Origin of the sequence: Saccharothrix espanaensis DSM 44229 (assembly GCF_000328705.1) — a bacterium.
Lineage (GTDB): Bacteria > Actinomycetota > Actinomycetes > Mycobacteriales > Pseudonocardiaceae > Actinosynnema > Actinosynnema espanaense.
In genome coordinates this window covers 8,434,270-8,458,496 of sequence record NC_019673.1, presented here as the reverse complement: position 1 = coordinate 8,458,496, position 24,227 = coordinate 8,434,270, and the positions used below count along the sequence as shown (strand labels likewise).

Here is a 24,227-nt window from a genome sequence, read left to right as displayed (position 1 = left end):
CGGGGCAGCCTACCGACGGCGGGCGGAGCCGATCATCGAGGGGGCCGGCAGAACCCCGGCGGCAGCAGGTCCTCCAGGCCGGGCGGCCACCACGGCGGAGCCGGGCGGCACGGGGGCTCCGTGCGCGGCAGCGGGGTCGTGGTGGGCGGAGGTTCGGTGACCACCGGTGGTGACGTGGTCACGGGTGGTTGCGGGGTCTCGGTCGGCGGCACGGTCGGCGCGGGCGTCGTCGGGTCCTGCGTCGGCGGCGTCCCGGCCGGCGGCTCGGTGGTGGGCTCGGTGGTGGCCGGCGGCACCGTCGTGGGCGTGGTGGTGGGCGGCACGGTGGTGGTCTCGCCGGGCTGGTCGAGGTCCGGGTCGGGGACCACGTCGTCGTGGCCCGGGTGCTGCCACACCGGCACGGAGACCGACTTGGCCGCCGAGCCGAGGGTGGCCGTGACCGTCACGTGCCCGCCGCGATGAGGGTGGCCGAACGCCCAGACCGACAGCCGGAACGACTCGCCGCGCTCCAGCGCGCGCTCGCACACGATCCGGTGCCGGTCGCGCTCGCAGTCCGGGCGCAGGGCGACCAGCGTCAGGTTCTTGTCGGCGACGACCTCCAGCCGGAGCGTCCCGGCCCGGCCGCCGGTGTTGGTGGCCTTGATGTCGATCCGGGGTTCCCAGAACCCGTGGTGCCACTTGTGCGCTTGGAGGTCCAGGTCGTCGTCGATCGGCCGGATGGCGACGTCGACCCGGATGCCCACGGTGATTGTGGTGCCGGCCGAGACGGTGCCGGTGATCGCGCCGGCCACCGCGTCGTCGTCGGCGCGCAGCCGGAACAGGAAGGTGGCGGACCCGCCGGGCGCGATGCCCTGGCCGGTCACGCAGGTGATCTCGCCCTCGCCGGCCGGGCACGGCACGGTCTGGTCGGCCGCGCCGTCGATCCGGACCAGCCGTTCGCCGACCAGCCGGGCGGCCGGGCCCACCGACCGCACGCCGGGCGGCAGGAGCAGCGACGCGCTCGCCGGCGGCGCGGTCGTGCCGCCGGTGTTGCGCACGGTGATCGGCAGCTCGACCGGTGCCGAGCCGGGGGTGAGGGTGAACCCGCTGGGCACCGTCGGCACCAGCGACGGCGGTGCCGGCTGGGGTTCGGGCTCGGGTTCGGGTTCCGGCTGCGGCTCGGGCGTCGGCTCCGGTTGCGGGGTGGGCGTCGGCGGCTCGGGCTGCGGCTCGGGCGTCGGCTGGGGCGGCTGCGCGGGCGGCGGCGGGTCCTGGGTGGCCGGCGGGTCCGGGGTCTGCGGCGGGGGCGTCGGCTGGGTCGGCCGGGTGGGCTGCACCTGGCTGGTCGGCAGTGGCGTCGCCTGCGCGACGGGCACCTCGTTCTCGCCGCCGGAGGCCAGCCCGATCGCCACGGCGATGGCCAGCGCGGCCACCGAGGCCGCCACGCCGAACAGCTGCCGGGGCGCGGAACTCGCCGCTCCGGCCACGCCGCCGGCACCAGCACCCACCGCGACGGCCGTCGCGGCTTTCGCGGTGGTGGCGGTCGCGGCCAGGTAGCCGCCGGCGCCGAGCCCGAGGACCAGGGGTGCGACGAAGGCGCGCAGCGCGCCGTTGACGTCGGCGAGTTCGGCGGCCAGTGCACGGCAGTCCGCGCACTCGTCCAGGTGCGCCTCGACCTGGGTGGTCTCCCGCTTGGACAGGCCGCCCCGGGTCCACGCGCCGAGCCGGTCGACGGTGGCGCGGCAGCGCTCGGCCTGGGTCTCGGCCAGGTGCACCTGGAGGTAGGCCTGCTTGAGGCCCTCGCGGGCCCGGTAGGCCAGGGCGGACACGCCGTTGGCGGTGAGCCCGAGGATCGGCGCGACCTCGGCGGGGGACTGGCCCTCGATCTCGGTGTGCCACAGGACGGTCTGCCAGCGCTCCGGGAGCCGGGCGAACGCCTTGGCGGCCAGCGACCGCTCCAGCCCGGCCACGGCGGTGTCCCGGAACGGCACCGAGGTCGCCTCGGCGCCGGCGACGGTGGTGACGTCGTCGGCGAGGTCGACCTTCTTGTCCCGGCGGGTCTTGTCGTAGGCGGTGTGCCGCAGCGCGGTGAGCAGGTAGGCGCGGAACGCCGAGTCCGGGCCGCGCCCGGCGCGCAGCGTGTCCAGCACCTTGGCGAACGCGTCCGAGACGAGGTCGTCGGCCTCGGCCGACGAGCGGGCGAGCTGCCGGGCCAGGTTGTAGGCCGCGCTCACGTGGCGCTCGTAGAGCTGCCCGTAGGCGTCGATCGCCCCGCCGCGCACGGAGTCGATCAGCTCCGCGTCGCTCGGTCCCTGGACTTCAGCAGGAACGGTCGCCACGTGTTTTCCCTCCCTCGCGCGCTCAGTGTGACCTACCGGCCGGCGGACCGTCACCCGGAACCCCCCGACTGGGGTGGCGGAGTGCCGTCATGGATCAGCCGCGGCGACGTCCCGTATTCGAATCCCCAGGTCGAGGAGGCATCCGGGTGGGTGTGCGGGAAGCAGCCGCCGGCGAGGCCGGCAAGCCGGCGATCACGCGCCGGTCCGGCGCGGACGAGGCACGGGCCCTGCGGTCGAGGTGGCGGACGGCGACGATGGCGGCCGGGTGGTCGTTCCCGGCCGACTGGCCGCTGGCCGAGATCGACCAGGTCTGCGCGGCGGTGCTGGGCGCCGCCGACCCCGCTGCCGAGCTGTACGAGCTGGGCAGCGCGCGGGCCGAGGCGGGCGCGGGCCTGGCCGAGACCCTGCTGGACCTCGCCGCGCTGCACGCGGTGATCGAGGAACCGCCGGGCTCCACCGGCATCATCTCGCCGAACGTCGACGCCATCCCGTCCCGGATGCTCCGCGCCACGGCGCTGGGCTGGGGCGACGCGATGAGCAGACAGGCGGCCGGCAGCGCGGCGGACGACCCGCTGACCGGGCTGGCCACCGGCGCGTACCTGCGCACCAGGCTGCGCGAGGTGTACGCCGAGGCGCGCACCTCGGGCCGCCAGGACCACGTGCTGGTGCTCGTGGCGCTGGACCTGAGCCGGGCCTCCGGCTGGTCGCGGGTGGTGGCGATGACGCTGCTGGCCGACGCGCTGCGCGAGGTGTTCGACTCCGGGCAGACGATCGCGTCCATCGGTCCCTCGCTGGCCGCGGTGCTGGTCAGGCGGGACGAGCGGCTGATCCGCACGGTCGGCAACCTCCGGTTGTTGACGGCCGATCGGCTGGCCGTGGACCCCCATGTGGCCCCAACCGGACCGGCGGAGGTTTGGCTGGAGGAGCTGCCGGCCACTTATGAGCAGGCCACGGAACTGCTAGCCGGGTTCGGGCGCTGATCCACCCCCTGTCCAGCGCCCGCTCGAAATCTCCCCTCCCCCCTGAGGCCCGCGACGTGACCCCCCACGTCGCGGGTCTCACCCCTTGCCGCCGACGGCCGGCGGTCCGGCCTGTCGGTCCGCCCGCTTCACCGGTAGGCCACCATCACCATCGCGGGTTTCTCCGGCCCGGTCCCGTCCGACACCCGCAATGTCCACGGCGTGGTGGACGTGTCGACCCCACCCCATCCCCGGTCGCCCGCCGGCGAGGGGATCCGGGGGTTGAGCGGGGAGCACATCATCGTGAGGGGGCGGCCCTCCCGCCTCGGGAACTCGATCGGCACGTCGGCGACGCGGACGCACCGGTCTCCGGTCCACAGCACGACCATCCACGGCGCGACCTCGGCGACCGGCGGCGACCGGCGGGGCAGGGGTTCGGCGAGGGTCACCACCGTGAAGGAGCGCTCGTCCACCCCCTCCGGGCAGGCCGCTCTCGGCTCGGTGGGGTGCGCGAAGCACGGTTCGTGGAGGCTGCCGTCGGACGCCGGGTGGTCGTCACGTACCTGGCACTGCCAGGCGTCGGACCGCTGCACGACCCGCGAGGGCTTCTCGCACGCCCCGCGCCGGTCGATGGTCTCGGTCACCAGGCCGGCGCCCCACGGGTCGTACGACCGGACCTCGGTCTGCCGCACGTCGCCCGGCGAGGCGTTCGGCGGCGGGACCACCGGGGCGTCGCCGGGCGCGCAGGCCGCGACGAGCAGGACGGCGGCCAGGAGAAGGTGCGTGCGCACGACGTCCCGTCTCATCGGTAGGCGACTTTGATCGCGGCCGGCACGGGGGTTTCGGAGGTCTTCGCCGACACCCGGAGGGTCCACGGCCGGCTGGTCGTGTCGATCTCGCCCCAGCCGTGGGCACCGGTCCGCGACGACCGGCGGGGGTCGGCCGGGGCGCACGTCATCGTGATGGCGAGCCCGTCCCGGGTGGGCAGCCCGGCGGGCAGGTCCCGGCGTCGGATGCACCGGTCGCCGCTCCACAGCTCGACCATCCACGGCGCGGTCTCGGCGATCGGCGGCGAGCGCGGCGGCAGCGGGGCGTCGAGGGTCATCACGTAGTAGGCGCTGCGGCCCTCCGCGCCCTCGGGGCACGCGGCCTTGGGCTCGGTCGGGTGGGCCAGGCACGGGTCGTGGACGCCGCCGTCGGTCGAGGGGTCGTCACCGGAGACCCGGCACTCCCAGGCGTCCGGCCGGAGCGCGACCTTCGAGGGCTCCGCGCACACCGCCCGCCGTTCCACGACGATCTTGACCAGGCCATCGCCCCACGGGTCGTACGACTCGACCTCGGTCTCCCGGACCTGGGCCGGCGAGCCGGTCTCCGGCGGGTACCCGGCCGGCGGAGGTTCGGCGCACGCGGTGACCAGCAGCAGGGCGACCAAGGGCAGCTCGCGCATCGGGGACCCGGCTCACCGCTCGGCGACCGCGCACGCGGTCGGACACGGGACGCCACCGTGCCCGGCAGCGTCGACGTGCCGAATCCTCGCGCACCGCGAGCGCGAAGGACATGCCCAACTGCGGAGAACCTGCCCAACTGCGGAAGGACCTGCCCGGGTGCCGGTCCAGGCGCGTCGGCCGGGGCGCACCCGGCCGACGCGCACCCGGTCATCGCTTGTGGATGATCCAGCGCTGGTCGGACCGCTCGCGCTCGCACGGGGCGAGGGTCAGTTCCTTGTAGACGCCGTTGTGCGTGACGCACCGGCCGGAATCACCCAACTCGAACAGCCAGGAGTGGTAGTTGTCGTAGGAATGGCCGACCCACCGCTGGTCTTCGGAGCCGTTGCACCGCCGGCCCGCCAAGTCGCCGCCGACCGCGGTGGCGCACCACTCGTAACGCTTGTTCTTGATGGTGCCGTCATCGGAGATGTACCAGGTCTGGTTGTCCTCTCCGTGGCGCGGGTGGGCGACGATCGGGTATTCGGGGTCCCAGGCCCAGTTGCTCTGGTCCCACACGTCACCTGGCCTGGTGACACTCTCGATCTCCCACTCGTTCTGGGGGGCGTCGGGTGTGGCGGCGTGGGATGCCGGAGCGACGAGCAACGCCGTGGCGGCGACGGCGACGGCGGCGAGGATACGTCCGAACTTCATTCGCATTTCCTCCGAATTCGGGATCACCTGCACCGATGATTAAAAGCGCCGGCGGCATTTTTCGAGCGGCGAGTAAGGCCACGGTGGCAACAATTGACCCGGCCAGGTCGAAGTGGGGCTCGGCGCGGTTACGGACGCGGTTGGCCGTTCCCCGTTCTGTGCGACAGCGGTGTGCCCCCGTGGGGTGGACTTCGTGGGCTGACTCCGTGGGGTGACTCCGGTCGTCGACCACCGTGGTGATCGCTCGCAGGGCCCGCTCCGGCGGCGTCTTGACAACCGGCGGACGGTGCTGGACCGTGTTGCAGTGTCTTAGTTGACTAGAACAATTTTGGGGGCGGGTGGTGGAGTTCCGAATCGACCGGTCCAGCGGCCTCCCGGCCTACCTGCAACTCGTGCGGCAGGTGCGCGAGGCGCTGCGGCTGGGGTGGTTGGGGCCGGGCGACCGGCTGCCGACCGTGCGCGACGTGGTCAGGAGCGGCGGCGTGAACGCGAACACCGTGCTCAAGGCCTATCGCGAGCTCGAACTGTCCGGCCTGGTCGAGGCACGCCAGGGCTCGGGCACCTTCGTGAAGGCCGGTCTGGGCTCGACCGCGCCCGAGGTGATGGACGCGCTGCGCGCGCGGCTCGCCGAGTGGGTCCGGGAGGCGCGCGAGGCCGGTCTGGACGAAGAGGACATCGACGCGTTGGTGCGGTCCGTGGTGACCGCGGGGAAGACCGAGGGGGAAGGGGTGGCGGTCGGATGACCACTACCGTGGCGGAGCCCGTCGACACGACCGGCTCGGCGGTCCGGGCGCAGGCCCTGGGCAAGCGCTACCGCGCCAAGTGGGCGCTGCGCGACTGCTCGTTCGAGCTGCCGGCCGGCAAGGTGGCGGCGCTGGTCGGCGCGAACGGCGCGGGCAAGACGACGTTGATGAGCGTGCTCGCGGGCCTGCTCCCCGCCGACGAGGGGTCGGCGGGGACGTCCGGCCGGGTCGCGTTCGTGTCCCAGGAGAAGCCGGTCTACCGGCACTTCACCGCCGCCGAGATGCTGCGCCTGGGCGCCCGCCTCAACGTCGTGTGGGACGCGGACCGCGCCGAGCGCTGGCTGGAGCGGTTCGAGGTCCCGCTGGACCGGGCGTGCGGCAAGCTGTCCGGCGGCCAGCAGGCGCAGGTCGCGTTCGCGCTGGCGGTCGGGGCCCGGCCGGACGTGCTGATGCTCGACGAGCCGCTGGCCAACCTCGACCCGCTGGCCCGCCGCGAGGTGACCGCCGAACTGCTGGCCGAGGTCGCCGAGACCGGGATGACCGTCCTGCTGTCCACCCACGTGGTGGCCGAGCTCGGCGGCGTGGCCGACCACCTGCTCCTGCTCGCCCACGGCCGGCTGCTGGCCGGCGGCGACCTGGACGAACTGCTCACCCGGCACGTGTCCTACGCCGGACCCGCCTCCGAGACCCCGCCGGTGCTCGGCAAGGTCGTCGAGGCCCGGCACCGCGGCACCCAGTCGACGTTCCTGGTCGAGCTGCCCGAGGGGCGGCCCCGGCCGGTGGTCGCGGGGCCGTGGGTGCAACGACCGGTGACGCTGGAGGACTACGTGCTCGCGCAGCTCGCGGCCACCCGGAAGGGACTCGACGCATGACCGCCACCACCACCCCCACGCCGGTGCGGGACCGGGTCGGCTGGGGCGACCTCGCGTGGCTGGCCTGGCGGCAGCACCGCTGGCAATACCTCGCCCTCGGCGCACTGGCCGTGCTGGGTTCGCTGACCGCCCTGGTCATGGCGGTGATCGTCCGGTCCTCGGGCAGCACCGCGCACGTGTTCCCGCTGGTCGACATCAGCTTCTCCGGCGCGACGCAGTTCTTCGCGCTGGCCCCGATCGCGGCGGGTGGGCTCATCGGCGTGTTCTGGGCCGCACCGCTGCTGGCCGTCGAGTACGAGCAGAAGACCTACGTCGTGGCGTGGGGCCAGGACCTGACGCCGAGCAGGTGGCTGCTCGGCAAGGTGGTGCTGCTGGGCGTGCCGGCGGTCGGCCTGTCGGCCGGGTTCGGCGCGGCCGTGACGACCCTGCTGCGGGCGATGAACGAGGAGGCCGGGGGCAGGTTCGGGCTGGCGTCCGGGCACCTGCCGTTCCAGCCGTTCGCCACCCAGCCGTTCGAGGCCGTGCCGCTCGTGCAGGCCGGTTACGCGGCGTTCGGGTTCGCCCTCGGCCTGGCGCTGAGCGCGGTGACCCGGCGGACGCTGGTCGCGATGGCCGGGACGCTCGGGATCTTCGTGGTGGTCCGCTCCCTGGTGGGCGGTCTGTGGCGCCGGTACTACTGGCCCGCCGAGCGGGTCTTCCAGCCGCTGGACACCCGCAACGTCGACACCGACGCCACCGTAGGGCTGCTCAACGGCACCATGGCCGTGGACAACGGCTACGCCGACGCGGCCGGCAACGAGGTGGCCTTCCCGTGGGCGTGCACCAACGGGTACGACCAGCCTGACGGCTACTACAAGTGCCTGGCGGACAGGGGCGTGGTGCAGTACTTCCACGACTACCACCCCGTCGACCGGCTGGTGCCGTTCCAGCTCGTCGAGTTCACGATCTTCGTCCTGCTCGCCGCCGGACTGGTGGCGCTGGCGTTCAAGTGGGTGCGCCGCTCGCACGGCGCCTGACGGACCAGGGTCGGTCGCACCGCGGCCGACCCCGCCGAGGGAGGTCCCGCGCACTTCGGGGGTGCGCGGGGCCTGCCTGTTCCCGCCCTTGCCGGCGGGGTGGTCGGCGGCCTCCGTTTTCCCAGGTAGAATCCGCTTCCCGTGGACTCCCGAACTCGTCTCCCGGTCGTCGGCATGATCGGCGGCGGGCAGCTCGCCCGCATGACCCACCAGGCCGCGATCCCGCTGGGCCAGTCGCTGCGGGTGCTCGCCGAATCGGACTCCGACCCCGCCGCCCTGGTCGCGCGGGACGTCGAGTACGGCAAGCACACCGACCTGGACGCGCTGCGCACGTTCGCCAAGTCGTGCGACGTGCTCACGTTCGACCACGAGCACGTGCCGCAGGACCACCTCAAGGCGCTGGTCGCCGACGGCGTGAAGGTGCACCCCGGCCCGGAAGCGCTGGAGCACGCGCAGGACAAGCTGGTCATGCGGGTCAAGCTGGCCGAGCTGGGGCTGCCGGTGCCGCCGTTCAGCGCGGTGCTGGAGACCGCGGACGTGCTGCGGTTCGGCGCGGACCACGGCTGGCCGTGCGTGCTGAAGGCGGTGCGCGGCGGCTACGACGGGCGCGGCGTGTGGATGCTCAACACCCCGCAGAGCGCCCAGCGGGTGGTGCCCGAGCTGCTGGCCGCCGGGACGCCGCTGATGGTCGAGCAGTGCGTGCCGATGCGCCGCGAGCTGGCCGCGCTGGTGGCGCGCTCGCCGTTCGGGCAGGGCGCGGCGTGGCCCGTCGTGCAGACCGTGCAGAAGGAGGGGATCTGCGTCGAGGTGCTCGCCCCCGCGCCGGACACCTCCGGTGCGCCGGTGCAGGAGCAGGCGCAGGAGCTGGCGCTGCGGATCGCCGCCGAGCTGGGCGTGGTCGGCCTGCTGGCCGTCGAGCTGTTCGAGACCGCCGACGGGCTGGTGGTCAACGAGCTGGCGATGCGGCCGCACAACTCCGGCCACTGGACCATCGAGGGCGCCCGCACCTCCCAGTTCGAGCAGCACCTGCGGGCCGTGCTGGACTACCCGCTGGGCGCGACCGACCTGGCCGCGCCCGCCGTCGTGATGGCGAACGTGCTGGGCGCGGCGGAGCCGCCCGGGATGGGCCCGGACGAGCGGCTGCACCACCTGTTCGCCCGGTTCCCCGACGCGCACGTGCACCTGTACGGCAAGGCGGAGCGGCCGGGGCGCAAGATCGGCCACGTGACGCTGCTCGGCGAGCGGCTGGACGAGGTGCGGGAGCGGGCGCGGCTCGCGGCGCACTGGCTGTCCGACGGCGTGTGGTCGGACGGGTACGACATCCACGGAGGACAGCAGTGACGTCAGTCGGCGTGATCATGGGCAGCGACTCGGACTGGCCGGTGATGAAGGCGGCCACCGAGGCACTGGCCGAGTTCGACGTGCCGTTCGAGGTCAGCGTGGTGTCCGCGCACCGGACCCCGCAGCGGATGCTCGACTACGCCGCGTCGGCCGCCGGCCGCGGGCTGCGGGTGGTCATCGCGGGCGCGGGCGGCGCGGCGCACCTGCCCGGCATGGTCGCCTCGGCCACGGTGCTGCCGGTGATCGGCGTGCCGGTGCCGTTGAAGTACCTCGACGGGATGGACTCGCTGCTGTCGATCGTGCAGATGCCGGCGGGCGTGCCGGTGGCGACGGTGTCGGTCGGCGGCGCGCGCAACGCGGGCCTGCTGGCGGTGCGCGTGCTGGCCGCGTCGGACCCGGCGCTCCAGGAGCGGATGGCGGCCTTCCAGGCGTCGCTGGAGCGGCTCGTGCTGGAGAAGGACGAGGCGCTGCGGGCGTCGCTGTAGCGGTCCGGGCCGGGTCGTCCTGGCTGGTCCGGGGCGTCGTTGAGCCGGTCGGCCGGTGCCGGTGTAGTCGGTTCGGGCCCTGTTGCCCAAGGCACGGGGTTCAAGCCGGTGAACGCGCGCTAACATCTCGGTAGAGGCCCTACCGGGAGGTAACTTAACGTGGACCCGAGTTTCGGTACCTACCAGCTCGCCGAGGAGCACGACGCGCTGCGCGAGGCCGTCCGGGCGCTCGCCGACAAGGAGGTCGCGCCGCACGCGGCCGACGTCGACGAACAGGAACGCTTCCCGGTCGAAGCGCTCAACGCCCTGGTCAAGTCCGGTTTCGCGGCCGTGCACGTGCCCGAGGAGTACGACGGCCAAGGTGCCGACTCGGTCGCCACGTGCATCGTGATCGAGGAGGTGGCGCGCGTCTGCGCGTCGTCGTCGCTGATCCCGGCCGTGAACAAGCTCGGCACCATGCCGATCCTGCTGGCCGCCTCCGACGACCTCAAGCGCCAGGTCCTGCCGTCCATCGCGAGCGGCGAGGCGATGGCGTCCTACGCGCTGTCCGAGCGCGAGGCGGGCTCGGACACGGCGTCGATGCGCACCCGCGCCCGGCTCGACGGCGACCACTGGGTGCTCAACGGCACCAAGTGCTGGATCACCAACGCGGGCGAGTCGACTTGGTACACGGTGATGGCGGTGACCGACCCGGACGCGCCGAAGAAGTCGCAGGGCATCTCGGCGTTCGTGGTGCACAAGGACGACCCGGGCTTCGTCGTGGGCTCGAAGGAGCGCAAGCTCGGCATCAAGGGCTCCCCGACCAGGGAGATCCACTTCGAGAACTGCACGATCCCCGAGGACCGCGTCATCGGCGAGCCCGGCACCGGCCTGAAGACCGCGCTGCGCACCCTCGACCACACCCGCCCGACCATCGGCGCGCAGGCCGTCGGCATCGCGCAGGGCGCGCTGGAAGCCGCCGTCGCCTACGTCAAGGACCGCAAGCAGTTCGGCAAGGCGATCGCCGAGTTCCAGGGCGTGCAGTTCATGCTCGCGGACATGGCGATGAAGATCGAGGCGGCCCGGCACCTGGTCTACGTCGCGGCGGCGAAGGCCGAGCGCGGCGAGCCGGACATCGGCTTCATCACGGCGGCGGCGAAGTGCTACGCGTCCGACGTCGCGATGGAGGTGACGACGGACGCCGTGCAGCTGTTCGGCGGCGCCGGCTACACCCGCGACTTCCCGGTCGAGCGCATGATGCGCGACGCCAAGATCACCCAGATCTACGAGGGCACGAACCAGATCCAGCGCGTCGTCATGAGCCGGGCGCTGCTCAAGGGCTGACCCGCCGGACCACCCGCCGGATCACCGCGCAGGGCCGCACCGACTCGTCGGTGCGGCCCTGCGCCGTTGTCCGGTGACCATGACCGCCCGCACGGCTCAGGCGAGGGTTGCCAGGTACGCCTCCAGCCGGTCGTAGCTGGTGTCCGCGCCCTCGGTCATCCCGGTCTGCATGGCCCGGTCACGGGCCTCCCGGGACGGGTACTTCATCGTCTGCACGACGGTCGTCCGCTCGCCCTCGTCGACGAACCGGGTGGTGTTCACGGTCTCCGGCCAGTCGTCGCCCCACGCCTCGGTCTGCACGGTCTCCGAGTGCGGCGTGACCGACAGGTAGGTGCCGGTCATGCTCATCTCGGTGCCGTCGGCGCGCCGCCACACCATGTGCCACGTCCCGCCCGGCCGGAGGTCGACCTCGCACACCGGCATCGTCCAGCCCTCCGGGCCGAGCATCCAGTGCACGATGTGCTCCGGCGAGGTGAACGCCTCGAACACCAGCCGCTGGGGCGCGTCGAAGCGGCGGGTCACCGCGACCTCCACATCGGACGGCGTGCTCCACGCGGAGGCGGTGTCAGTGGTCATCTTCCTGCTCCTTCATCCGTTCCAGGTACGCGTCCAGGCGGCGGTGGCTGTCGTCCCAGAACCGGCGGAAGCCGTCGGTCCACTCGGCGACCTCGCGCAACGGCGTCGCGTCGAGGGTGCGGGGACGCCACTGGGCGTCGCGACCACGCGTGATGAGCCCCGCCCGTTCGAGCACCCTCAGGTGCTTGGACACGGCGGGCCCGCTCATCGCGAACGGCGCGGACAGTTCCTTCACGGTGGCCGCGCCCTCGGCCAGGCGGGCCAGGATGGCACGCCTGGTCGGGTCGGCCAGCGCGGCGAACGTGGTGCTCAGCGGGTCGTCTGCCATCTTCACCTAACCCAACGGTTATCTAACCATTTGGTTTTATATGCGCCTGTCGAGATGCTGTCAACCCCCGGCGACCGCCTGGAAGTCGTTGAAGATTCATATACCGTCGGACTGGACCAATCCACTGGCGAAGGGACGGGCATGGTTCGGGACGTGGCGGCACTCATCGGGCGGATCGGCGTCGGCGTGGTGTTCATCGCGCACGGCTGGCAGAAGATCACCGAGTGGGGGCTCGACGGCACCGCGCAGGCCTTCGAGGGCATGGGCGTCCCGCTCCCGACGCTCTCCGCCTGGTTCGCCGCCCTGGTGGAACTCGGTGGCGGCGCGCTGCTGATCGCGGGCGCGGCACTGCCCGTCGTCGGGATCCTGCTGGCGATCGACATGGCCGGCGCGCTGCTGATCGTGCACCTGCCCAACGGCCTGCTCGGCCAGGGCGGCTACGAGCTGGTGCTCGCGCTGGGCGTCGCCGCGCTCGCGCTGGGCTTCAACGGCGGCTCGCTCACCGTCGACCGGCTGATCCGGCGCAGGCAACCCGCCTGACCGCACGACGTCGACGCGGCGGGCGGGGGGTCCAGGTGACCACCCGCCCGCCGCGTTCGCGCCGTCGAGTCCGCGGGGGAGCGCTCAGCCGACCAGGTCGAGGGTGGTGTGCTCACTGGCCCGCCGCGCGGGCAGCAGGTCGGCGTTCGCGTTGCTGCACTGCACGAGCGAACCGCCACCGGCCAGCACGGCCAGGAAACCGTTGAGCAGCCCGTCCGGCTGCGCCCACTCCACGGTCGACAGCACCCGCGTGTACGGGCCGATCGCCAACGTGTTCGCGCGCTGCCGCGCCTCCGCCACCACTTCGTCCACAGTGGACTTGCCGAGCGCGGGCGTGCTGCCCGGGACCGGGGCCCACGGCAGGAACTCGTCGCCGTGGACGCGCACCTCGTCCACGTAGTCCAGCTCGGCCCCGCAGCCCAAACCCATGGGGTGCAACGAGACCGTCGCCACGGTGTCCGCGCCGCCGGCGGTGCCGCCCGGTGCCACGAACGCCACCTTCGCGCCCGCCGGGTCGTCCGTCACGGCCGCGCCGCACCACCACGCGCCCAGCAGCACGCCCGCGGTCTGCCAGTGCGCGGGCAGCAGCACCGCCACCGGGTCGCCGGCCTCGACGTCGAGTTCGTCGCGCAGCCAGTTGGCCGTCTTCGCCGCCCAGTTCCCGATGGTCGCCCGCGAGAGTTCGACCCGAGTGCCCGCGGCGTCGTCGTAGTGCGTGATCAGCGGACGGCCGGGACCCGCCGCGAACAGCGGCGTCAGCAGGGTTTCCGTGACGGTCATGCCACCAACCCTGCCATCCGCGCGACGACCGCCCCAGCCGGGGTCAGCCGACGCCGCGCGCCCGTCCGGTGTCACGGGCCGGCCCCGCCGTCCGCACGAGGACCACCCGGCCGGCGCTGGGGGCGCGGGCCGTCCGGTGTCACGGGCTCGCCACGCTCCCTGCGGTCCGCGCCGGGACCGCCCAGCGGATGCCGAGCGGGTTCACCGCCCCATCGAGCGCCGGCCGGCTTGCGGCTCGCCCGGTCGTCCGCGCGGAAGACAGGGATCAGTCGACGCAGGGCGGACCTTGGGCCAGGACGCGGCGCGGGCCGTCCAGGGTCACCGGCTTGCCGCCGGCGAACTTGCGCGCGGACGTGGTCGTCGGCGGGGTCGTGGTCGGGGCCGGTGCGGGGGTCTTCTCGCCCAGCACCTGCGCCACGAACGCCTTCACCTGCTCGCGGTCCACCGTCACGATGCTCTGCCCGCGCTCGTTGCGCTCGCCGACGCCGGTCACCGGGATGGTGGTGAACTCGACGTTGCCGCCCGCCAGGCTCTGCACCTGGCCCGCCAGGGTGGCGAGGTCGAGCTTCTCGTCCACCACGACGGACTTCGACATCGCCTCCAGCAGCCCGTTGAGCTTGCCCGGGTCGGCCAGCGTCCCGGCGGAGAGCAGCTGCGACACCGCCGACTTGAGAAACACCTGCTGGCGGGTGATCCGCCCGAGGTCGCCGCCCGGGATGTTCTTGCGCTGCCGCACGAACGCCAGCGCGTCGCCGCCGGCGACGGTCTGCACGCCGGCCCGGAAGTTCGCGCCCGAGTCCGGGTCGCTGGTGGCGTTGTTCAGGCACACCTCGACCCCGCCGACGACCTGCGTCAACAGGTAGAAGCCGTACAGGTTGACCTCGGCGTAGTGGTCCACCCGGACGCCGGTCAGGTCCTGCACGACCTGCACCAGCGCGCGCCGCCCAGCCTGGTCGCCGAGCTTGGAGCGGTCCTCCAGGTCGTGGCCGCCCTCGGCCGCGAGCCGCTCCATGGTGAAGAACTTGGTGACCCCGTACGCCGAGTTGATCTTCTCGTCGCCGTGGTCCGGGATCGGCACGTACGTGTCGCGCGGGATGGACACGGCGTGCGCCTTGCCGCCGTTGCGCGGCACCCGCACGACGATGATCGTGTCCGTGTTGAGCGTGTCGGTCGCCTCGGTGCGAAGTTCGCGCAGCACCCGGTCGGGCAGCGGGCGGCCCTGCGCGTCGGTCCGGCTGTCGCTGCCGACGAGCAGGATGTCCAGCGCGCCGTCGTCGGCCGGCGGGGCGTTGGGGATGTCGGACAGCTCGCTGAGCACGTCGGTCGTGTTCACGCTCTCCTGCACGCGCTTGAGCGTCGCCCAGCTGTACCCCGCCACGACGAGCACGGCCGCGGACAGCAGCGCCAGCAGCGTGCGTCCGGTCATCACCGCGGCCTTCACGGGCGGTCCTCCTAGTCTGCGCGGCCGGTCCGGCGGCCTTGTCCGACCAGGCTAACCACCTGCCGCCGGTCGGCCGCGGCAACCGGCGTGCGGTGCGGTCCTCAGTTGACGCAGACCACACCCTGGGCGGTGATCGGCGGAGCGGACGCGGAGGTCCGCGCCACCGTCGTGGCACCGCCGGCCGTCACGGGATCGGTCTCGCCGGTGGGTGCGAAGTCCGCGCCCACGTTGACCTGCACCTGCCCTCTCGGCACGGAGTCGTCCTCGGTCGCCGCGGCGTTACCGCCCAGGGCGGAGATCACCCTGTCGGCGTTGGCCCGCTCCCCGGCCGGGTACCGCACGACCGTGCCGTCGCGGTAGTCGCCGCTGATCGCCTCGCCGCGCTTGAACCCCTTGGTGACCAACATCTCCAGCACGTCGATGGCCTTGCCGGCGATGCCCGAGGAGTTGACCACCTGCACGGTGACCGCCGACGGCGGCGGGCCGGCCGTGGTCGTCGGCGCGGCCGACCCGGACTTCGGCGCGGGGTCGACGGCCAGGCCCTTGATGAACTGGCGCACCTCGGCCGGGTTCACCGGCAGGACGTTGCCGTCGCCCCACGTGTCCGTCGGGTCGCCCACCGGGATGGTGCGGAACTGGATGTTGCCCGACACCAGGCCCTGCATCTGCTCGGCGAACTCGGTGATGTTCCACCGCTCGCTGAGCACCACGGACCTCTTCACCGCCGTCACGAGCTGGTCGAGCTTGTCGAAGTCGGTCAGCGTGCCGGTGGAGAGCACCTTGCGGGCCAGCGCGCCGATGAACACCTGCTGGCGCACGATCCGGTCGAGGTCGCCGCCGGGCAGCCCGCCGCGCTGCCGGACGAACGACAGCGCGCCCGCGCCCGCGATGGTCTGCCGGCCCGCCGGGAAGTCCGCGCCCGAGTCGGAGTCGCGGGTGGCCGCGTTCAGGCACACCTCGACGCCGCCGATGGCCTGCGTCACCTCGTAGAACGACGCCAGGTTCACCTCGGCGTACCGGTCGACGGTGACCGCGCCCCCGGTCAGGCCCTCGATGGTCTTGATGAGCGTGCGGCGGCCCGCCTGGGTCGACTCGCGCTCGATCCGCGCCTCGTCCGTCACGCCCTCGTTGCGCAGCCGCTGCGAGGTCTCGGTCTTCTGCCGCAGCATGGCCGAGTTGAGCTTGTGCTTGCCGAAACCGTCGGCGATCTCCACGTACGAGTCGCGCGGGAATGAGATGGCGACCGCCCGCGTGCCGTCCTGCGGGACGTGCACCAGGATCATCGTGTCGGTGTTCAGCGTGCCGTCCGCCACACCGCCGTTGAGCAGCGCCAGCACCTCGTCGGACAGCGGCTTGCCCTGCGCGTCGGTGCGGCTGTCCACGCCCACGAGCAGGATGTCGATCGCGCCGTCGAGCGGCTTGCGGGCCGCGCCCTGATCGGCGATCCCCGACGGGATGACGTCGGTGGTGGTGATGCCCTCGTTGATGTCCCGCAGATAGGTCCACCCGTACCAGGACACGACGAGCACCGCGGCCGAGACGAGGGCTATCAGTGAACGCCAAGTGACCACGAGAACACGCAAAGCAGCCGGTCTCGCGGCCGTTTTGGGCGGACTGGTGTCCACTGGTGGTGCCTCCCCCGTGTCCCGCGACTGCTGTCCCAGGTTAGTGGCGGGCCGGGGTTCCGGCCTGCTGTTCCACTTAATACGGGAGACGCTGTAACGGCAGGGTGGGTTGCACGGGTTAACACCGTGACAGACTGCGATGGACGACAGTTGTGGAAGGGCATTGACCATGCGCGTACTGGTGACGGGTGGGGCCGGCTTCATCGGCTCGCACTACGTGCGGGAGATGGTGCGCGGCGCGTACCCGGTCTACGCCGACGCGGAGGTGGTGGTGCTGGACAAGCTCACCTACGCCGGGAACGAGGCCAACCTCGCGCCGGTCGCCGACGATCCCAGGCTGACCTTCGTCCGGGGCGACATCTGCGACCGCGAGCTGGTGACCGACCTGATGGCCCGGACGGACGTCGTCGTGCACTTCGCGGCCGAGTCGCATGTGGACCGGTCGATCTCCGGGTCCGCCGATTTCGTGCTCACGAACGTGCTGGGCACCCAGACGCTGCTCCAAGCGGCCCTGGAGGCGGAGGTCGCGAAGTTCGTGCACGTCTCCACGGACGAGGTCTACGGCACGATCGAGGAGGGCTCCTGGACCGAGGAGCACGCCCTGGAGCCGAACTCGCCCTACTCGGCCTCCAAGGCGTCGTCCGACCTGCTGGCGCGGGCGTTCCACCGGACCCACGGGCTGCCGGTGTGCGTCACCCGGTGCTCGAACAACTACGGTCCGTACCAGTTCCCGGAGAAGGTCATCCCCCTGTTCGTGAGCAACCTCATGGACGGCGGCAAGGTCCCGCTCTACGGCGACGGCCTCAACGTCCGCGACTGGCTGCACGTGGACGACCACTGCGGCGGCATCCAGCTCGTGCTGGAAGGCGGCCGGAGCGGCGAGGTCTACAACATCGGCGGCGGCACCGAGCTGACCAACCGCGAGCTGACCGAGCGCCTGCTGGCCGCGACCGGCCGGGACTGGTCCGCGGTCGAGCCGGTCACCGACCGCCTGGGCCACGACCGCCGCTACTCGGTCGACATCACCAAGATCGCCACCGAGCTCGGCTACGCCCCGAAGGTCGACTTCACCACCGGCCTGGCCGCCACGGTCGAGTGGTACCGGGACAACCGGTCGTGGTGGGAGCCGCTCAAGCAGCGCGCGGCGCTGGCCGGCTGATGCTCGCACTCCTGGTACCGGGCGGCCGCGGCCAGCTCGGGCACGACCTGGTGGCCTCGGTCCCGACCGACGGCCTGGTGCACGCCCCGTCGTCGGCGGAGCTGGACGTCACCGACGAGTCGGCGGTGACCGACGCGGTGGCGTCGTTCGCCGCGTCGGCGCGGGACAACGACCTCAAGCCCGTGGTGGTCAACGCCGCCGCGTACACCGCCGTCGACGCGGCGGAGACCGACGAGGAACGCGCGTTCGCGGTGAACGCGGTCGGTGCCGGCCTGCTGGCGTCGGCCTGCCGCGACCACAACGTGCCGCTACTGCACGTGTCCACGGACTACGTCTTCCCGGGCGACGGCACGCGGCCGTACGAGCCCGAGGACGAGACGGGACCGCAATCCGCCTACGGGCGTACGAAGCTCGCGGGGGAACAGCGGATCCTCCGGACGTGGGAACGGTCCTGGGTCGTGCGGACCTCGTGGATGTACGGCGCGGGTGGGCCGAACTTCGTGCGCACGATCGCCCGTTTGGCGGGCGAGCGCGAGACGCTGTCCGTTGTGGACGACCAGCACGGGTCGCCGACGTGGTCGCTGGACCTGGCGGCGGGGCTGGTCGAACTGGCCGGTCGGGTGGTGCGGACCGGGCCCGAGTCGCGGGTGCTGCACGCCACGGGCAGCGGCGAGACCACGTGGCGCGGCTTCGCGCAGGCCGTGTTCGAGGAGCTCGGGGCCGACCCGGAGCGGGTGCGGGGCTGCGGCACCGACGACTTCCCGCGCCCGGCGCCCAGGCCCGCGTACTCGGTGCTGTCCGGTCGGGCGTGGGCCGAGGCCGGGCTGACCCCGCTGCGGCCGTGGCGGGAAGCGCTGCGGGAGGCGTTCGCGACGCACGCCGTCCCCTGACCCTCCGGTTCGCGGTCCCCGGTCACGGGGGCGTCCTGATGAGGGCCGGTCGTCCGACCGGCCCTCGTCGGCGGTCCGGGGCCTCTCAGGCGTTCTGCCACTCGACGCACGTCGGGCGCGCGGCGGTGGCGAGGAAGTCCTTCAGCGCCGCGCCGAGCGCCTCGACGGGCACGCCGGTGCCGGCCGGGTAGTCGACGTACTCGGAGCGGTACTCCGGGGAGCCCGGGTCGCCGACGAGGGTCGAGTAGTCGTGGTCCGGGTCGGCGTAGGTGAGGTAGCCGAAGCCGGCGTGGATCGCGGCGGCCACGTCGTGGTCCGGGATCTTGGTCTGGCCGGGAGCGCCCAGCAGGCCCTCGGTGTCGTCGAGCAGCGGGCGGTCCTGGTGCTCGATCACCGCGGGCCCGGCACCGGGCTCGGCGAGGCGGCGCAGGAGCGCGTCCACGTCCTGCGGGCTGTCGACGGTCGACTCGTCGGCGGCCTCGGCGTCTTCCGGGTCGTTGATCGGCCACACAGCGGTGAAGCTCATGGGCGGCATCATCGCAGTGAACGCGCTGAGTGACCACCCGAGGCGGGGGTTGCGCCGTTGGAGTGGAGCCGGCCTCGCACACTGTTTTGCGGACAATGAATGCGGGAGCCTTTCCGTCATGTCCGACCACGGGCGACTTCCTGATGTCTCCGCGCAGCGCTCCGATGGTGAGCGCCAGCGCTTTCTGCGCCGTGTCTGTGCCGTGACCGGTTCGCGGCAGATCTCGTGGAGCGTGCTCACCAGCGGAGCGGGGGAGCGCCCGGTGCGGACTTCCTAGCGCCTTCCGCCGCTACGCCCACGTCGGCTGTCGCACGGTCGCCGGCGCTCTACTCTGCGCAGCATTGGCCGTCTCAATTGGCGGCCCCTCCGCAGTGCGCCGGGGGCCGTGGAGACCGGTGGGTCAGCGGAGGGCGGCGAGGAAGATCCGCCAGGTGGCACGGGGCACGGTAAGCCGGCCGGCCTGCGGGTTCTTGCTGTCGCGGACGCCGACACCGGTCGGGGCGAGCGACACCTCCACGCAGTCGGAGTTGCCGCCGCTGAAGCTCGACTTCCGCCAGGTTCTCGAGGTCAGCTCCGGCATTCCCATTCGCTGTGCTCCTCTTCGAGGTAGCGGCGAAGCAGAGCCAGTGAATCCGGTTGGCTCGACGCGACACCACACAGATGGTGAAAGGCGAGCCTATACCGGTCGACGTCCTGTTCTTCCTCCAAGAACAACGTTCCACTCAAGTGGTCGACCACCGCCGTTCCATATCCGTCGTCGAATCGGAAGCAGGAGAACGGCACGCCCATTGCCATGTGCTCGCCCGCGCGGTTCGGGATGATCTGGAACTGGACGTTGGGCCGGGCCACCAGTTCGGTGAGCCGGGCGAGCTGGGCCAGGTGCACCTCCCGACCGCCCGTCGCGCGCAGCAGGGCCGCCTCGGTGATGACCGCCCACACCGCGAGGCTCCCGTCCAGCACGCGGTCCTGGCGCTTGGCGCGCAGCTCGACCCGCTGCGCCAGCACGTCCTCGGCGAGGTCGGGGTGGGCGGCGCGGATCACCGCGCGCGAGTAGTCCGGGGTCTGGAGCAGGCCCGGGACCAGGTCGATCTGGAACGCCGAGACGCTGACCGCGTCGGACTCCAGGTCGACGAACTCGATGTTGCCGGGGTTGGCCGCGTCGTCGTAGCTCTGGTACCAGCCGCGGGTCTTGGCGGTGCGGGCCAGGGTCACCATGCTCTCGACGGTCGCCCGGCCCGCGCCGTACAGCTCGCACAGCCGGCGCACCTCGTCGGGTTTCGCGCCGAGTTGGCACAGCTCGATCTTGGTGATCTTCGGGTGCTTGCAGCCGAGGTGCGCCGCGGCGTCGTCAATGCCGACACCCGCGTTGGTGCGCAGCTGGCGCAGCCGGCGGGCGAGTCGGCGCTGTTTCGGAGTCATCGCGTCCCCCGATCACGGTGATCTTTGGAAATTTGTTCCAAGTCTTGACGCTGAATTCGACTGGCAAGGACAGCTTGGCAGAATTGTGTTCCACCGATTCAGAGCCCACGGCGCGGCACCGGGCCGCCCGCCCGCGTCGGCGGACCGGTCGGGTGCGCCGGCGGGTCAGCGGCGGGCGGACGCGGCGAGGCGGTAGGCCTCGACGGTCTTCTGCGCCGTCTTGCGCCAGGTGAACTCGGCCGCGTGCGCCCGCCGTGCCGCCTGCTCGGCGGGTTCCGGCGGGGTCTCCACCGCGTCCACCAGGGCCTGGCCCAACGCCTCCGCGTCGCCCACCGGCACGTGCACGGCGTGGCCGCCGGCCACCTCGCGCAACGCCGGCACGTCCGTGCACACCACGGGGACGTTGCACGCCAACGCCTCCAGCACCGGCAGGCCGAAACCCTCGTCGCGCGACGGCAGCACCAGCGCCGTCGCGCCCGCCACCACGCTGCGCAGGTCGACGTCCTTCAGGTACCCGGTCCGCAGCACCCGGCCGTCCTTCCCGGCGTGGCCGGGCCCGGCCAGCACCAGCGGCGGCAGGACGGGGTGCGTGGCGTGGGCGTCCACGAGCGTCGCGAGGCCCTTGCGCGGGCCGCCGGCACCGACGAAGAGCACGTACTCGGCGGGCAGGCCCAGCCGGGCGCGCAGGTCGTCGCCCGGCGGCCGGGCGGCGAACCACGCCGGGTCCACGCCCAGCGGCGTGACGACGATCTTCTCCGGGTCGACCTCGTACCGCTCGGTGACCACGTTCGCGACGGCCTGGGTCGGCGTGCACACGATGTCGGCGCGGACCGCCGACTTGCGGACCAGCTCGGGCAGCCTGCGGTCGGAGGGCGGCAGGTCCCCGGGCGCGTCGAGGAACGCCAGGTCGTGGATCGTGACCACGCCGCCCGCGCGGATCGCGGGCGGCAGCACGAAGTTGGTGGCGTGCATCACGTCAGTGGGTCCGGCCAGGAGCTCGACCGGCGGGAACGGCCCGCGCAGCCAGAACTGCCGCAGCAACCTCGCCGACACCGGGAGCCCGCGCGCGGTCACGTCGTGCGGCAGCACGGTCCGCAGCGCGCGCCACCCGCGCAGCGTGAAGGCGACCGCCCGGACGTCGACGGCGTCGCCCATCGACGCCAGTTCCTCCGCCAGCGCCGAGGTGTAGCGGCCGATCCCGGTCCGGTGCCCGAGCAGGGGGGTGCCGTCGATGAGCACCCTGAGCGGCTCAACCATTGCCGCGCAGCTTCTTGAGGACCCGGCCGGTGGCGCGCTTGGCGACCTCGGCCGCCCCGCCCTGGTCCAGGTACTCCCGGATCAGGCGCACGTCGCGCTGTAACTTCTCCTTGCGCCCCAACGGCCGGTTGCGGACCATCGGGGCCGCTCCGGGCAGCCGGTCCGCGGCGGGCCGGGGGCTGCGGCAGAAGTCGACCAGCGGCGCCAGCACGGCCTCCCAGGCGAAGCGCTCCCGGACCGCGGCGATGCGCTCGCTGCAGCCCGCGGCGAACTCCTTGTCGTACAAGACCTTCTCCAACGCCGCCGCCAGCGCCTCGGCGTCCTCGGAAGGCACCACCACGCCCAGGCCCTCGCGCTCCACCAGGTCCGCGAACGAGTCGCCGTCGGTGGTCACGATCGGCAGCCCGGCCCACAGGTAGTCCAGCACCCGGGTGCGGAACGCGAAGGTGGTCTCCACGTGCTCGTAGTGCGTGGTGACCCCGCAATCGGCGTCCAGCAACCAGTTCTGCCGCTCCTGGTAGGGCACCCACGCCTCGTTGAAGAACACGTTCGTGCCGACCAGCCCGAGGCGCTTGGCCAGCGCGCGGGTCTGGCCGGTGATGCCCATGTCCGGCACCTCGGGGTTGGGGTGCTTCATGCCCAGGAACACCAGCTTGGCGTCCGGGTGCGCGCCGCGCAGCCGGTCGACGGCGTGGATCAGGGTCAGCGGGTCGAACCAGCTGTAGACGCCGCCCGCCCAGAGCACGACCTTGTCCTCCGGCGCGATGCCCAGCGTGTCGCGCAGGCCGGGGCCGGTGCGCTGCGGCGGCTTGCCGGACAGCCCGAACGGGACGACGGCGAGCAGCGACTTCACCGTGGGGTCGGTGTCGTACAGGGAGGGGGTGAGCCGGCCCATGGACGCCAGGTGGCCCAGCCAGAAGTGCCGCTGCCGCTCCGAGGCGCACAGGAAGAAGTCGCCGCGCGCCAACTGGTTGTTGAGCACCCGGGTGACGCCGACCAGGTCCTTCGCGCGCTGCTCGTCGGTGGCGTCGCGGCCCTGCTCCAGCAGTTCCAGGTGCATCGGGTCGTAGATGTCGCAGACGACGATCTTGGTCGACTGCGGCGTCTTGAGCTGCGGCAGGAGCTCCAGGGCGTGGCCCTGCAACACGATCACGTCCGCCCACGCCAGGTGCGGGTCGACCTCGCGCGGCTTGATCCCCCGCACCTCGAAGGGCGCGTCCGGCGGGGAGCACAGCGGGTTGAACGTCACCAGCCGGACCTGGTGCTCGTCGGAGAGGACGTCGGCCATGTTCCACGCGCGGATCGCGGGACCGGCCATCTTCTCCGAGATGGCGTCGCCGGTCACGATCAGGACCCGGCGCGGGCGCCCGTAGAGCTCCTCGATGCCGAACACGTCCACCAGCACGTCGTGCGCGGCCAGGTAGCGCTCCAGCGGGTACGCGGGCTCCAACGCCTTGCGCATCAACGGGACCAGGTCGGCGTCGGACACCCGGCGCGCCGCCTGCTCGACCTGGCGCGACTCGGCCAGCGACGGCAGCAGCTCGACGAACTGGTCGATCGCCAGGAACCCGGCCAGCGCCTGGCGCGACACCGGCACCGGTGCGGCGTCGTCGGCCGGGTCGGCGGGCCGGCGGGTGATCTCCAGCTGGAGCGGGTCGATCTCGCCGCGCGCGGTGGCCCGGCGGACCACCAGGGCGAGCGCGGCGGGCAGCGCCCTGGCCAGCGTCTCGTCGGAGGCGTTCTTGTAGAGCGCGGCCAACGCGTTGCGCTCCAGCAGGAACAGCTCTCGGCTGGTGTCCACTGTGGACATGGAGGCGTGGTGCTTGTGGTAGGTCAGCGAGGTCGGCTCGTAGCGCACCCGCCACCCCCGCAGGTTCAGCCGCCAGCCGAGGTCGACGTCCTCGTAGAACATGAAGAAGCGCTCGTCGAACCCGTCCAGCTCCCGGAACAGCCGGGCCCGCACGACCAGCGCCGAGCCGGTGCCGAACAGGACGTCGCGCGGCACGTCGTGCGACCCGTCGTCGGGCTCCCCGGCGTGCCGCTTGTAGCCCATGCCGAACCAGGTCAGGCCGCCGTCCACGAAGTCGATCGCCCGGCCGTCCCAGTCCAGCACCTTCGACGCCACCGCGCCCACGGTCGGCTCGGCGCGCAGCACCCGCACCGCCGCGCGCAGCCAGTCCGGGTGGGGGCGGGCGTCGTTGTTCAGGAACGCGAGCACCGTGCCGGTCGCGTGCCGGGCACCCAGGTTGCAGCCGCCGGCGAAACCGAGGTTCTCCGCCGAGTCGACCACCAGGGCCTGCGGCACGGCCGCCCGGATCCGCTCCGCGCCGCCGTCGCCCGAGGCGTTGTCGACGCAGATGACCTGGAGTTTCTCCGCCGGGTAGGACAGGTCGGCGAACAGGGCACGCAGGCAGGTGATGGTGTCGTCGGCGCCGCGGTAGTTCACGACGACCACGGATGCGTCAGGCAGGCTTGCTCGCTCCACGCGCTA

The 24,227-nt window shown here is 72.7% G+C and carries 24 protein-coding genes; 10 read left to right on the top strand and 14 right to left on the bottom strand.

The window, feature by feature from the left end; translation table 11 throughout:
• Positions 1–32: 32 nt before the first annotated feature.
• A complete protein-coding gene (locus tag BN6_RS37015; RefSeq protein ID WP_015104989.1) occupies positions 33–2,318 on the bottom strand; it encodes a sigma-70 family RNA polymerase sigma factor in 2,286 nt (761 codons plus the stop codon).
• A 146-nt stretch (positions 2,319–2,464) separates the two neighbouring features.
• Between BN6_RS37015 and BN6_RS37010 the strand changes: the two genes are divergently transcribed.
• A complete protein-coding gene (locus BN6_RS37010; protein ID WP_231904843.1) occupies positions 2,465–3,298 on the top strand; it encodes a GGDEF domain-containing protein in 834 nt (277 codons plus the stop codon).
• Positions 3,299–3,426: 128 nt separating this feature from the next.
• Here the strand turns inward: BN6_RS37010 and BN6_RS37005 are convergent, their stop codons facing one another.
• From BN6_RS37005 to BN6_RS36990, 3 genes are all read right to left on the bottom strand, one after another.
• On the bottom strand, positions 3,427–4,083 hold the full coding sequence (locus BN6_RS37005; protein WP_015104987.1) for a hypothetical protein: 657 nt from the start codon (positions 4,081–4,083) through the stop codon (positions 3,427–3,429).
• The gene (locus BN6_RS42740; RefSeq protein WP_015104986.1) at positions 4,080–4,724 is read right to left on the bottom strand and encodes a hypothetical protein; all 645 of its coding nucleotides are present in this window, start codon (positions 4,722–4,724) and stop codon (positions 4,080–4,082) included. Before BN6_RS42740 ends, BN6_RS37005 begins: the two co-directional genes overlap by 4 nt.
• A 208-nt stretch (positions 4,725–4,932) precedes the next feature.
• Complete coding sequence (locus BN6_RS36990; protein WP_015104985.1) at positions 4,933–5,415, bottom strand: ricin-type beta-trefoil lectin domain protein; 483 nt, start codon at positions 5,413–5,415, stop codon at positions 4,933–4,935.
• 338 nt (positions 5,416–5,753) lie between these two features.
• Between BN6_RS36990 and BN6_RS36985 the strand changes: the two genes are divergently transcribed.
• From BN6_RS36985 to BN6_RS36960, 6 genes are all read left to right on the top strand, one after another.
• On the top strand, positions 5,754–6,158 hold the full coding sequence (locus BN6_RS36985; protein WP_015104984.1) for a GntR family transcriptional regulator: 405 nt from the start codon (positions 5,754–5,756) through the stop codon (positions 6,156–6,158).
• Positions 6,155–7,030: an ABC transporter ATP-binding protein gene (locus BN6_RS36980; protein WP_015104983.1), complete on the top strand. Its 876-nt coding sequence runs from the start codon at positions 6,155–6,157 to the stop codon at positions 7,028–7,030. The genes BN6_RS36985 and BN6_RS36980 overlap by 4 nt, the downstream gene beginning before the upstream one ends.
• Entirely contained in the window at positions 7,027–8,046 is a 1,020-nt protein-coding gene (locus BN6_RS36975; protein ID WP_015104982.1) for an ABC-2 transporter permease, read from the top strand. Before BN6_RS36980 ends, BN6_RS36975 begins: the two co-directional genes overlap by 4 nt.
• A gap of 141 nt (positions 8,047–8,187) precedes the next feature.
• Entirely contained in the window at positions 8,188–9,387 is a 1,200-nt protein-coding gene (locus BN6_RS36970; protein WP_015104981.1) for a 5-(carboxyamino)imidazole ribonucleotide synthase, read from the top strand.
• A 17-nt stretch (positions 9,388–9,404) separates the two neighbouring features.
• Positions 9,405–9,872: a 5-(carboxyamino)imidazole ribonucleotide mutase gene (gene purE / locus BN6_RS36965; RefSeq protein WP_051076094.1), complete on the top strand. Its 468-nt coding sequence runs from the start codon at positions 9,405–9,407 to the stop codon at positions 9,870–9,872.
• Positions 9,873–10,031: 159 nt separating this feature from the next.
• On the top strand, positions 10,032–11,195 hold the full coding sequence (locus BN6_RS36960) for an acyl-CoA dehydrogenase (protein ID WP_015104979.1): 1,164 nt from the start codon (positions 10,032–10,034) through the stop codon (positions 11,193–11,195).
• 96 nt (positions 11,196–11,291) lie between these two features.
• On the opposite strand, the gene BN6_RS36955 is transcribed toward BN6_RS36960, so the two are convergent.
• Together BN6_RS36955 and BN6_RS36950 are read right to left on the bottom strand one after the other, a co-directional pair.
• Positions 11,292–11,771 (bottom strand): SRPBCC family protein, encoded by a 480-nt coding sequence (locus BN6_RS36955; protein WP_015104978.1) that lies wholly within the window; start codon positions 11,769–11,771, stop codon positions 11,292–11,294.
• The gene (locus BN6_RS36950) at positions 11,761–12,099 is read right to left on the bottom strand and encodes an ArsR/SmtB family transcription factor (protein WP_015104977.1); all 339 of its coding nucleotides are present in this window, start codon (positions 12,097–12,099) and stop codon (positions 11,761–11,763) included. The genes BN6_RS36955 and BN6_RS36950 overlap by 11 nt, the downstream gene beginning before the upstream one ends.
• Before the next feature lie 141 nt (positions 12,100–12,240).
• Between BN6_RS36950 and BN6_RS36945 the strand changes: the two genes are divergently transcribed.
• Positions 12,241–12,639, top strand: a complete 399-nt coding sequence (locus BN6_RS36945) for a DoxX family protein (RefSeq protein ID WP_041315426.1) — start codon at positions 12,241–12,243, stop codon at positions 12,637–12,639.
• An 84-nt stretch (positions 12,640–12,723) separates the two neighbouring features.
• Here the strand turns inward: BN6_RS36945 and BN6_RS36940 are convergent, their stop codons facing one another.
• The 3 genes from BN6_RS36940 to BN6_RS36930 all read right to left on the bottom strand — a co-directional run bounded on the left by BN6_RS36940 (position 12,724) and on the right by BN6_RS36930 (position 16,380).
• A complete protein-coding gene (locus BN6_RS36940; RefSeq protein ID WP_015104976.1) occupies positions 12,724–13,419 on the bottom strand; it encodes a TIGR03089 family protein in 696 nt (231 codons plus the stop codon).
• Positions 13,420–13,684: 265 nt separating this feature from the next.
• Positions 13,685–14,860: an LCP family protein gene (locus tag BN6_RS36935; protein ID WP_015104975.1), complete on the bottom strand. Its 1,176-nt coding sequence runs from the start codon at positions 14,858–14,860 to the stop codon at positions 13,685–13,687.
• Positions 14,861–14,961: 101 nt separating this feature from the next.
• Positions 14,962–16,380: an LCP family protein gene (locus BN6_RS36930; protein WP_231904842.1), complete on the bottom strand. Its 1,419-nt coding sequence runs from the start codon at positions 16,378–16,380 to the stop codon at positions 14,962–14,964.
• A 274-nt stretch (positions 16,381–16,654) separates the two neighbouring features.
• Between BN6_RS36930 and rfbB the strand changes: the two genes are divergently transcribed.
• Both rfbB and rfbD read left to right on the top strand, forming a co-directional pair.
• Positions 16,655–17,644 carry a dTDP-glucose 4,6-dehydratase gene (gene rfbB / locus BN6_RS36925; RefSeq protein ID WP_041315425.1) on the top strand — a complete coding sequence of 330 codons (990 nt, stop codon included), beginning with the start codon at positions 16,655–16,657 and terminating at the stop codon, positions 17,642–17,644.
• Complete coding sequence (gene rfbD / locus BN6_RS36920) at positions 17,644–18,534, top strand: dTDP-4-dehydrorhamnose reductase (protein ID WP_015104972.1); 891 nt, start codon at positions 17,644–17,646, stop codon at positions 18,532–18,534. The genes rfbB and rfbD overlap by 1 nt, the downstream gene beginning before the upstream one ends.
• 85 nt (positions 18,535–18,619) lie before the next feature.
• Here the strand turns inward: rfbD and BN6_RS36915 are convergent, their stop codons facing one another.
• The 5 genes from BN6_RS36915 to BN6_RS36895 all read right to left on the bottom strand — a co-directional run bounded on the left by BN6_RS36915 (position 18,620) and on the right by BN6_RS36895 (position 24,221).
• Entirely contained in the window at positions 18,620–19,060 is a 441-nt protein-coding gene (locus BN6_RS36915; protein WP_041315423.1) for an Imm1 family immunity protein, read from the bottom strand.
• A 400-nt stretch (positions 19,061–19,460) separates the two neighbouring features.
• Positions 19,461–19,646, bottom strand: a complete 186-nt coding sequence (locus BN6_RS36910; RefSeq protein ID WP_015104970.1) for a DUF397 domain-containing protein — start codon at positions 19,644–19,646, stop codon at positions 19,461–19,463.
• Complete coding sequence (locus BN6_RS36905; RefSeq protein WP_015104969.1) at positions 19,628–20,479, bottom strand: DUF5753 domain-containing protein; 852 nt, start codon at positions 20,477–20,479, stop codon at positions 19,628–19,630. Before BN6_RS36905 ends, BN6_RS36910 begins: the two co-directional genes overlap by 19 nt.
• A gap of 165 nt (positions 20,480–20,644) precedes the next feature.
• Positions 20,645–21,736 carry a glycosyltransferase family 4 protein gene (locus tag BN6_RS36900; RefSeq protein WP_084672840.1) on the bottom strand — a complete coding sequence of 364 codons (1,092 nt, stop codon included), beginning with the start codon at positions 21,734–21,736 and terminating at the stop codon, positions 20,645–20,647.
• On the bottom strand, positions 21,729–24,221 hold the full coding sequence (locus BN6_RS36895) for a glycosyltransferase (protein WP_015104967.1): 2,493 nt from the start codon (positions 24,219–24,221) through the stop codon (positions 21,729–21,731). The genes BN6_RS36900 and BN6_RS36895 overlap by 8 nt, the downstream gene beginning before the upstream one ends.
• Between the last annotated feature and the right edge of the window lie 6 nt (positions 24,222–24,227).

Excerpts from the sequence above, each read along its gene's own strand:
- BN6_RS36905 (WP_015104969.1), bottom strand. The coding sequence starts at position 20,479 with ATGACTCCGAAACAGCGCCGACTCGCCCGCCGGCTGCGCCAGCTGCGC.
- BN6_RS42740 (WP_015104986.1), bottom strand. The coding sequence starts at position 4,724 with ATGCGCGAGCTGCCCTTGGTCGCCCTGCTGCTGGTCACCGCGTGCGCC.
- BN6_RS36915 (WP_041315423.1), bottom strand. The coding sequence starts at position 19,060 with ATGAGCTTCACCGCTGTGTGGCCGATCAACGACCCGGAAGACGCCGAG.
- BN6_RS36955 (WP_015104978.1), bottom strand. The coding sequence starts at position 11,771 with ATGACCACTGACACCGCCTCCGCGTGGAGCACGCCGTCCGATGTGGAG.
- purE (WP_051076094.1), top strand. The coding sequence starts at position 9,405 with ATGGGCAGCGACTCGGACTGGCCGGTGATGAAGGCGGCCACCGAGGCA.
- BN6_RS36900 (WP_084672840.1), bottom strand. The coding sequence starts at position 21,736 with ATGGTTGAGCCGCTCAGGGTGCTCATCGACGGCACCCCCCTGCTCGGG.
- BN6_RS36945 (WP_041315426.1), top strand. The coding sequence starts at position 12,241 with ATGGTTCGGGACGTGGCGGCACTCATCGGGCGGATCGGCGTCGGCGTG.
- BN6_RS36975 (WP_015104982.1), top strand. The coding sequence starts at position 7,027 with ATGACCGCCACCACCACCCCCACGCCGGTGCGGGACCGGGTCGGCTGG.
- BN6_RS36940 (WP_015104976.1), bottom strand. The coding sequence starts at position 13,419 with ATGACCGTCACGGAAACCCTGCTGACGCCGCTGTTCGCGGCGGGTCCC.
- BN6_RS36980 (WP_015104983.1), top strand. The coding sequence starts at position 6,155 with ATGACCACTACCGTGGCGGAGCCCGTCGACACGACCGGCTCGGCGGTC.
- rfbD (WP_015104972.1), top strand. The coding sequence starts at position 17,644 with ATGCTCGCACTCCTGGTACCGGGCGGCCGCGGCCAGCTCGGGCACGAC.
- rfbB (WP_041315425.1), top strand. The coding sequence starts at position 16,655 with ATGCGCGTACTGGTGACGGGTGGGGCCGGCTTCATCGGCTCGCACTAC.
- BN6_RS36990 (WP_015104985.1), bottom strand. The coding sequence starts at position 5,415 with ATGAAGTTCGGACGTATCCTCGCCGCCGTCGCCGTCGCCGCCACGGCG.
- BN6_RS36910 (WP_015104970.1), bottom strand. The coding sequence starts at position 19,646 with ATGGGAATGCCGGAGCTGACCTCGAGAACCTGGCGGAAGTCGAGCTTC.
- BN6_RS36950 (WP_015104977.1), bottom strand. The coding sequence starts at position 12,099 with ATGGCAGACGACCCGCTGAGCACCACGTTCGCCGCGCTGGCCGACCCG.
- BN6_RS37005 (WP_015104987.1), bottom strand. The coding sequence starts at position 4,083 with ATGAGACGGGACGTCGTGCGCACGCACCTTCTCCTGGCCGCCGTCCTG.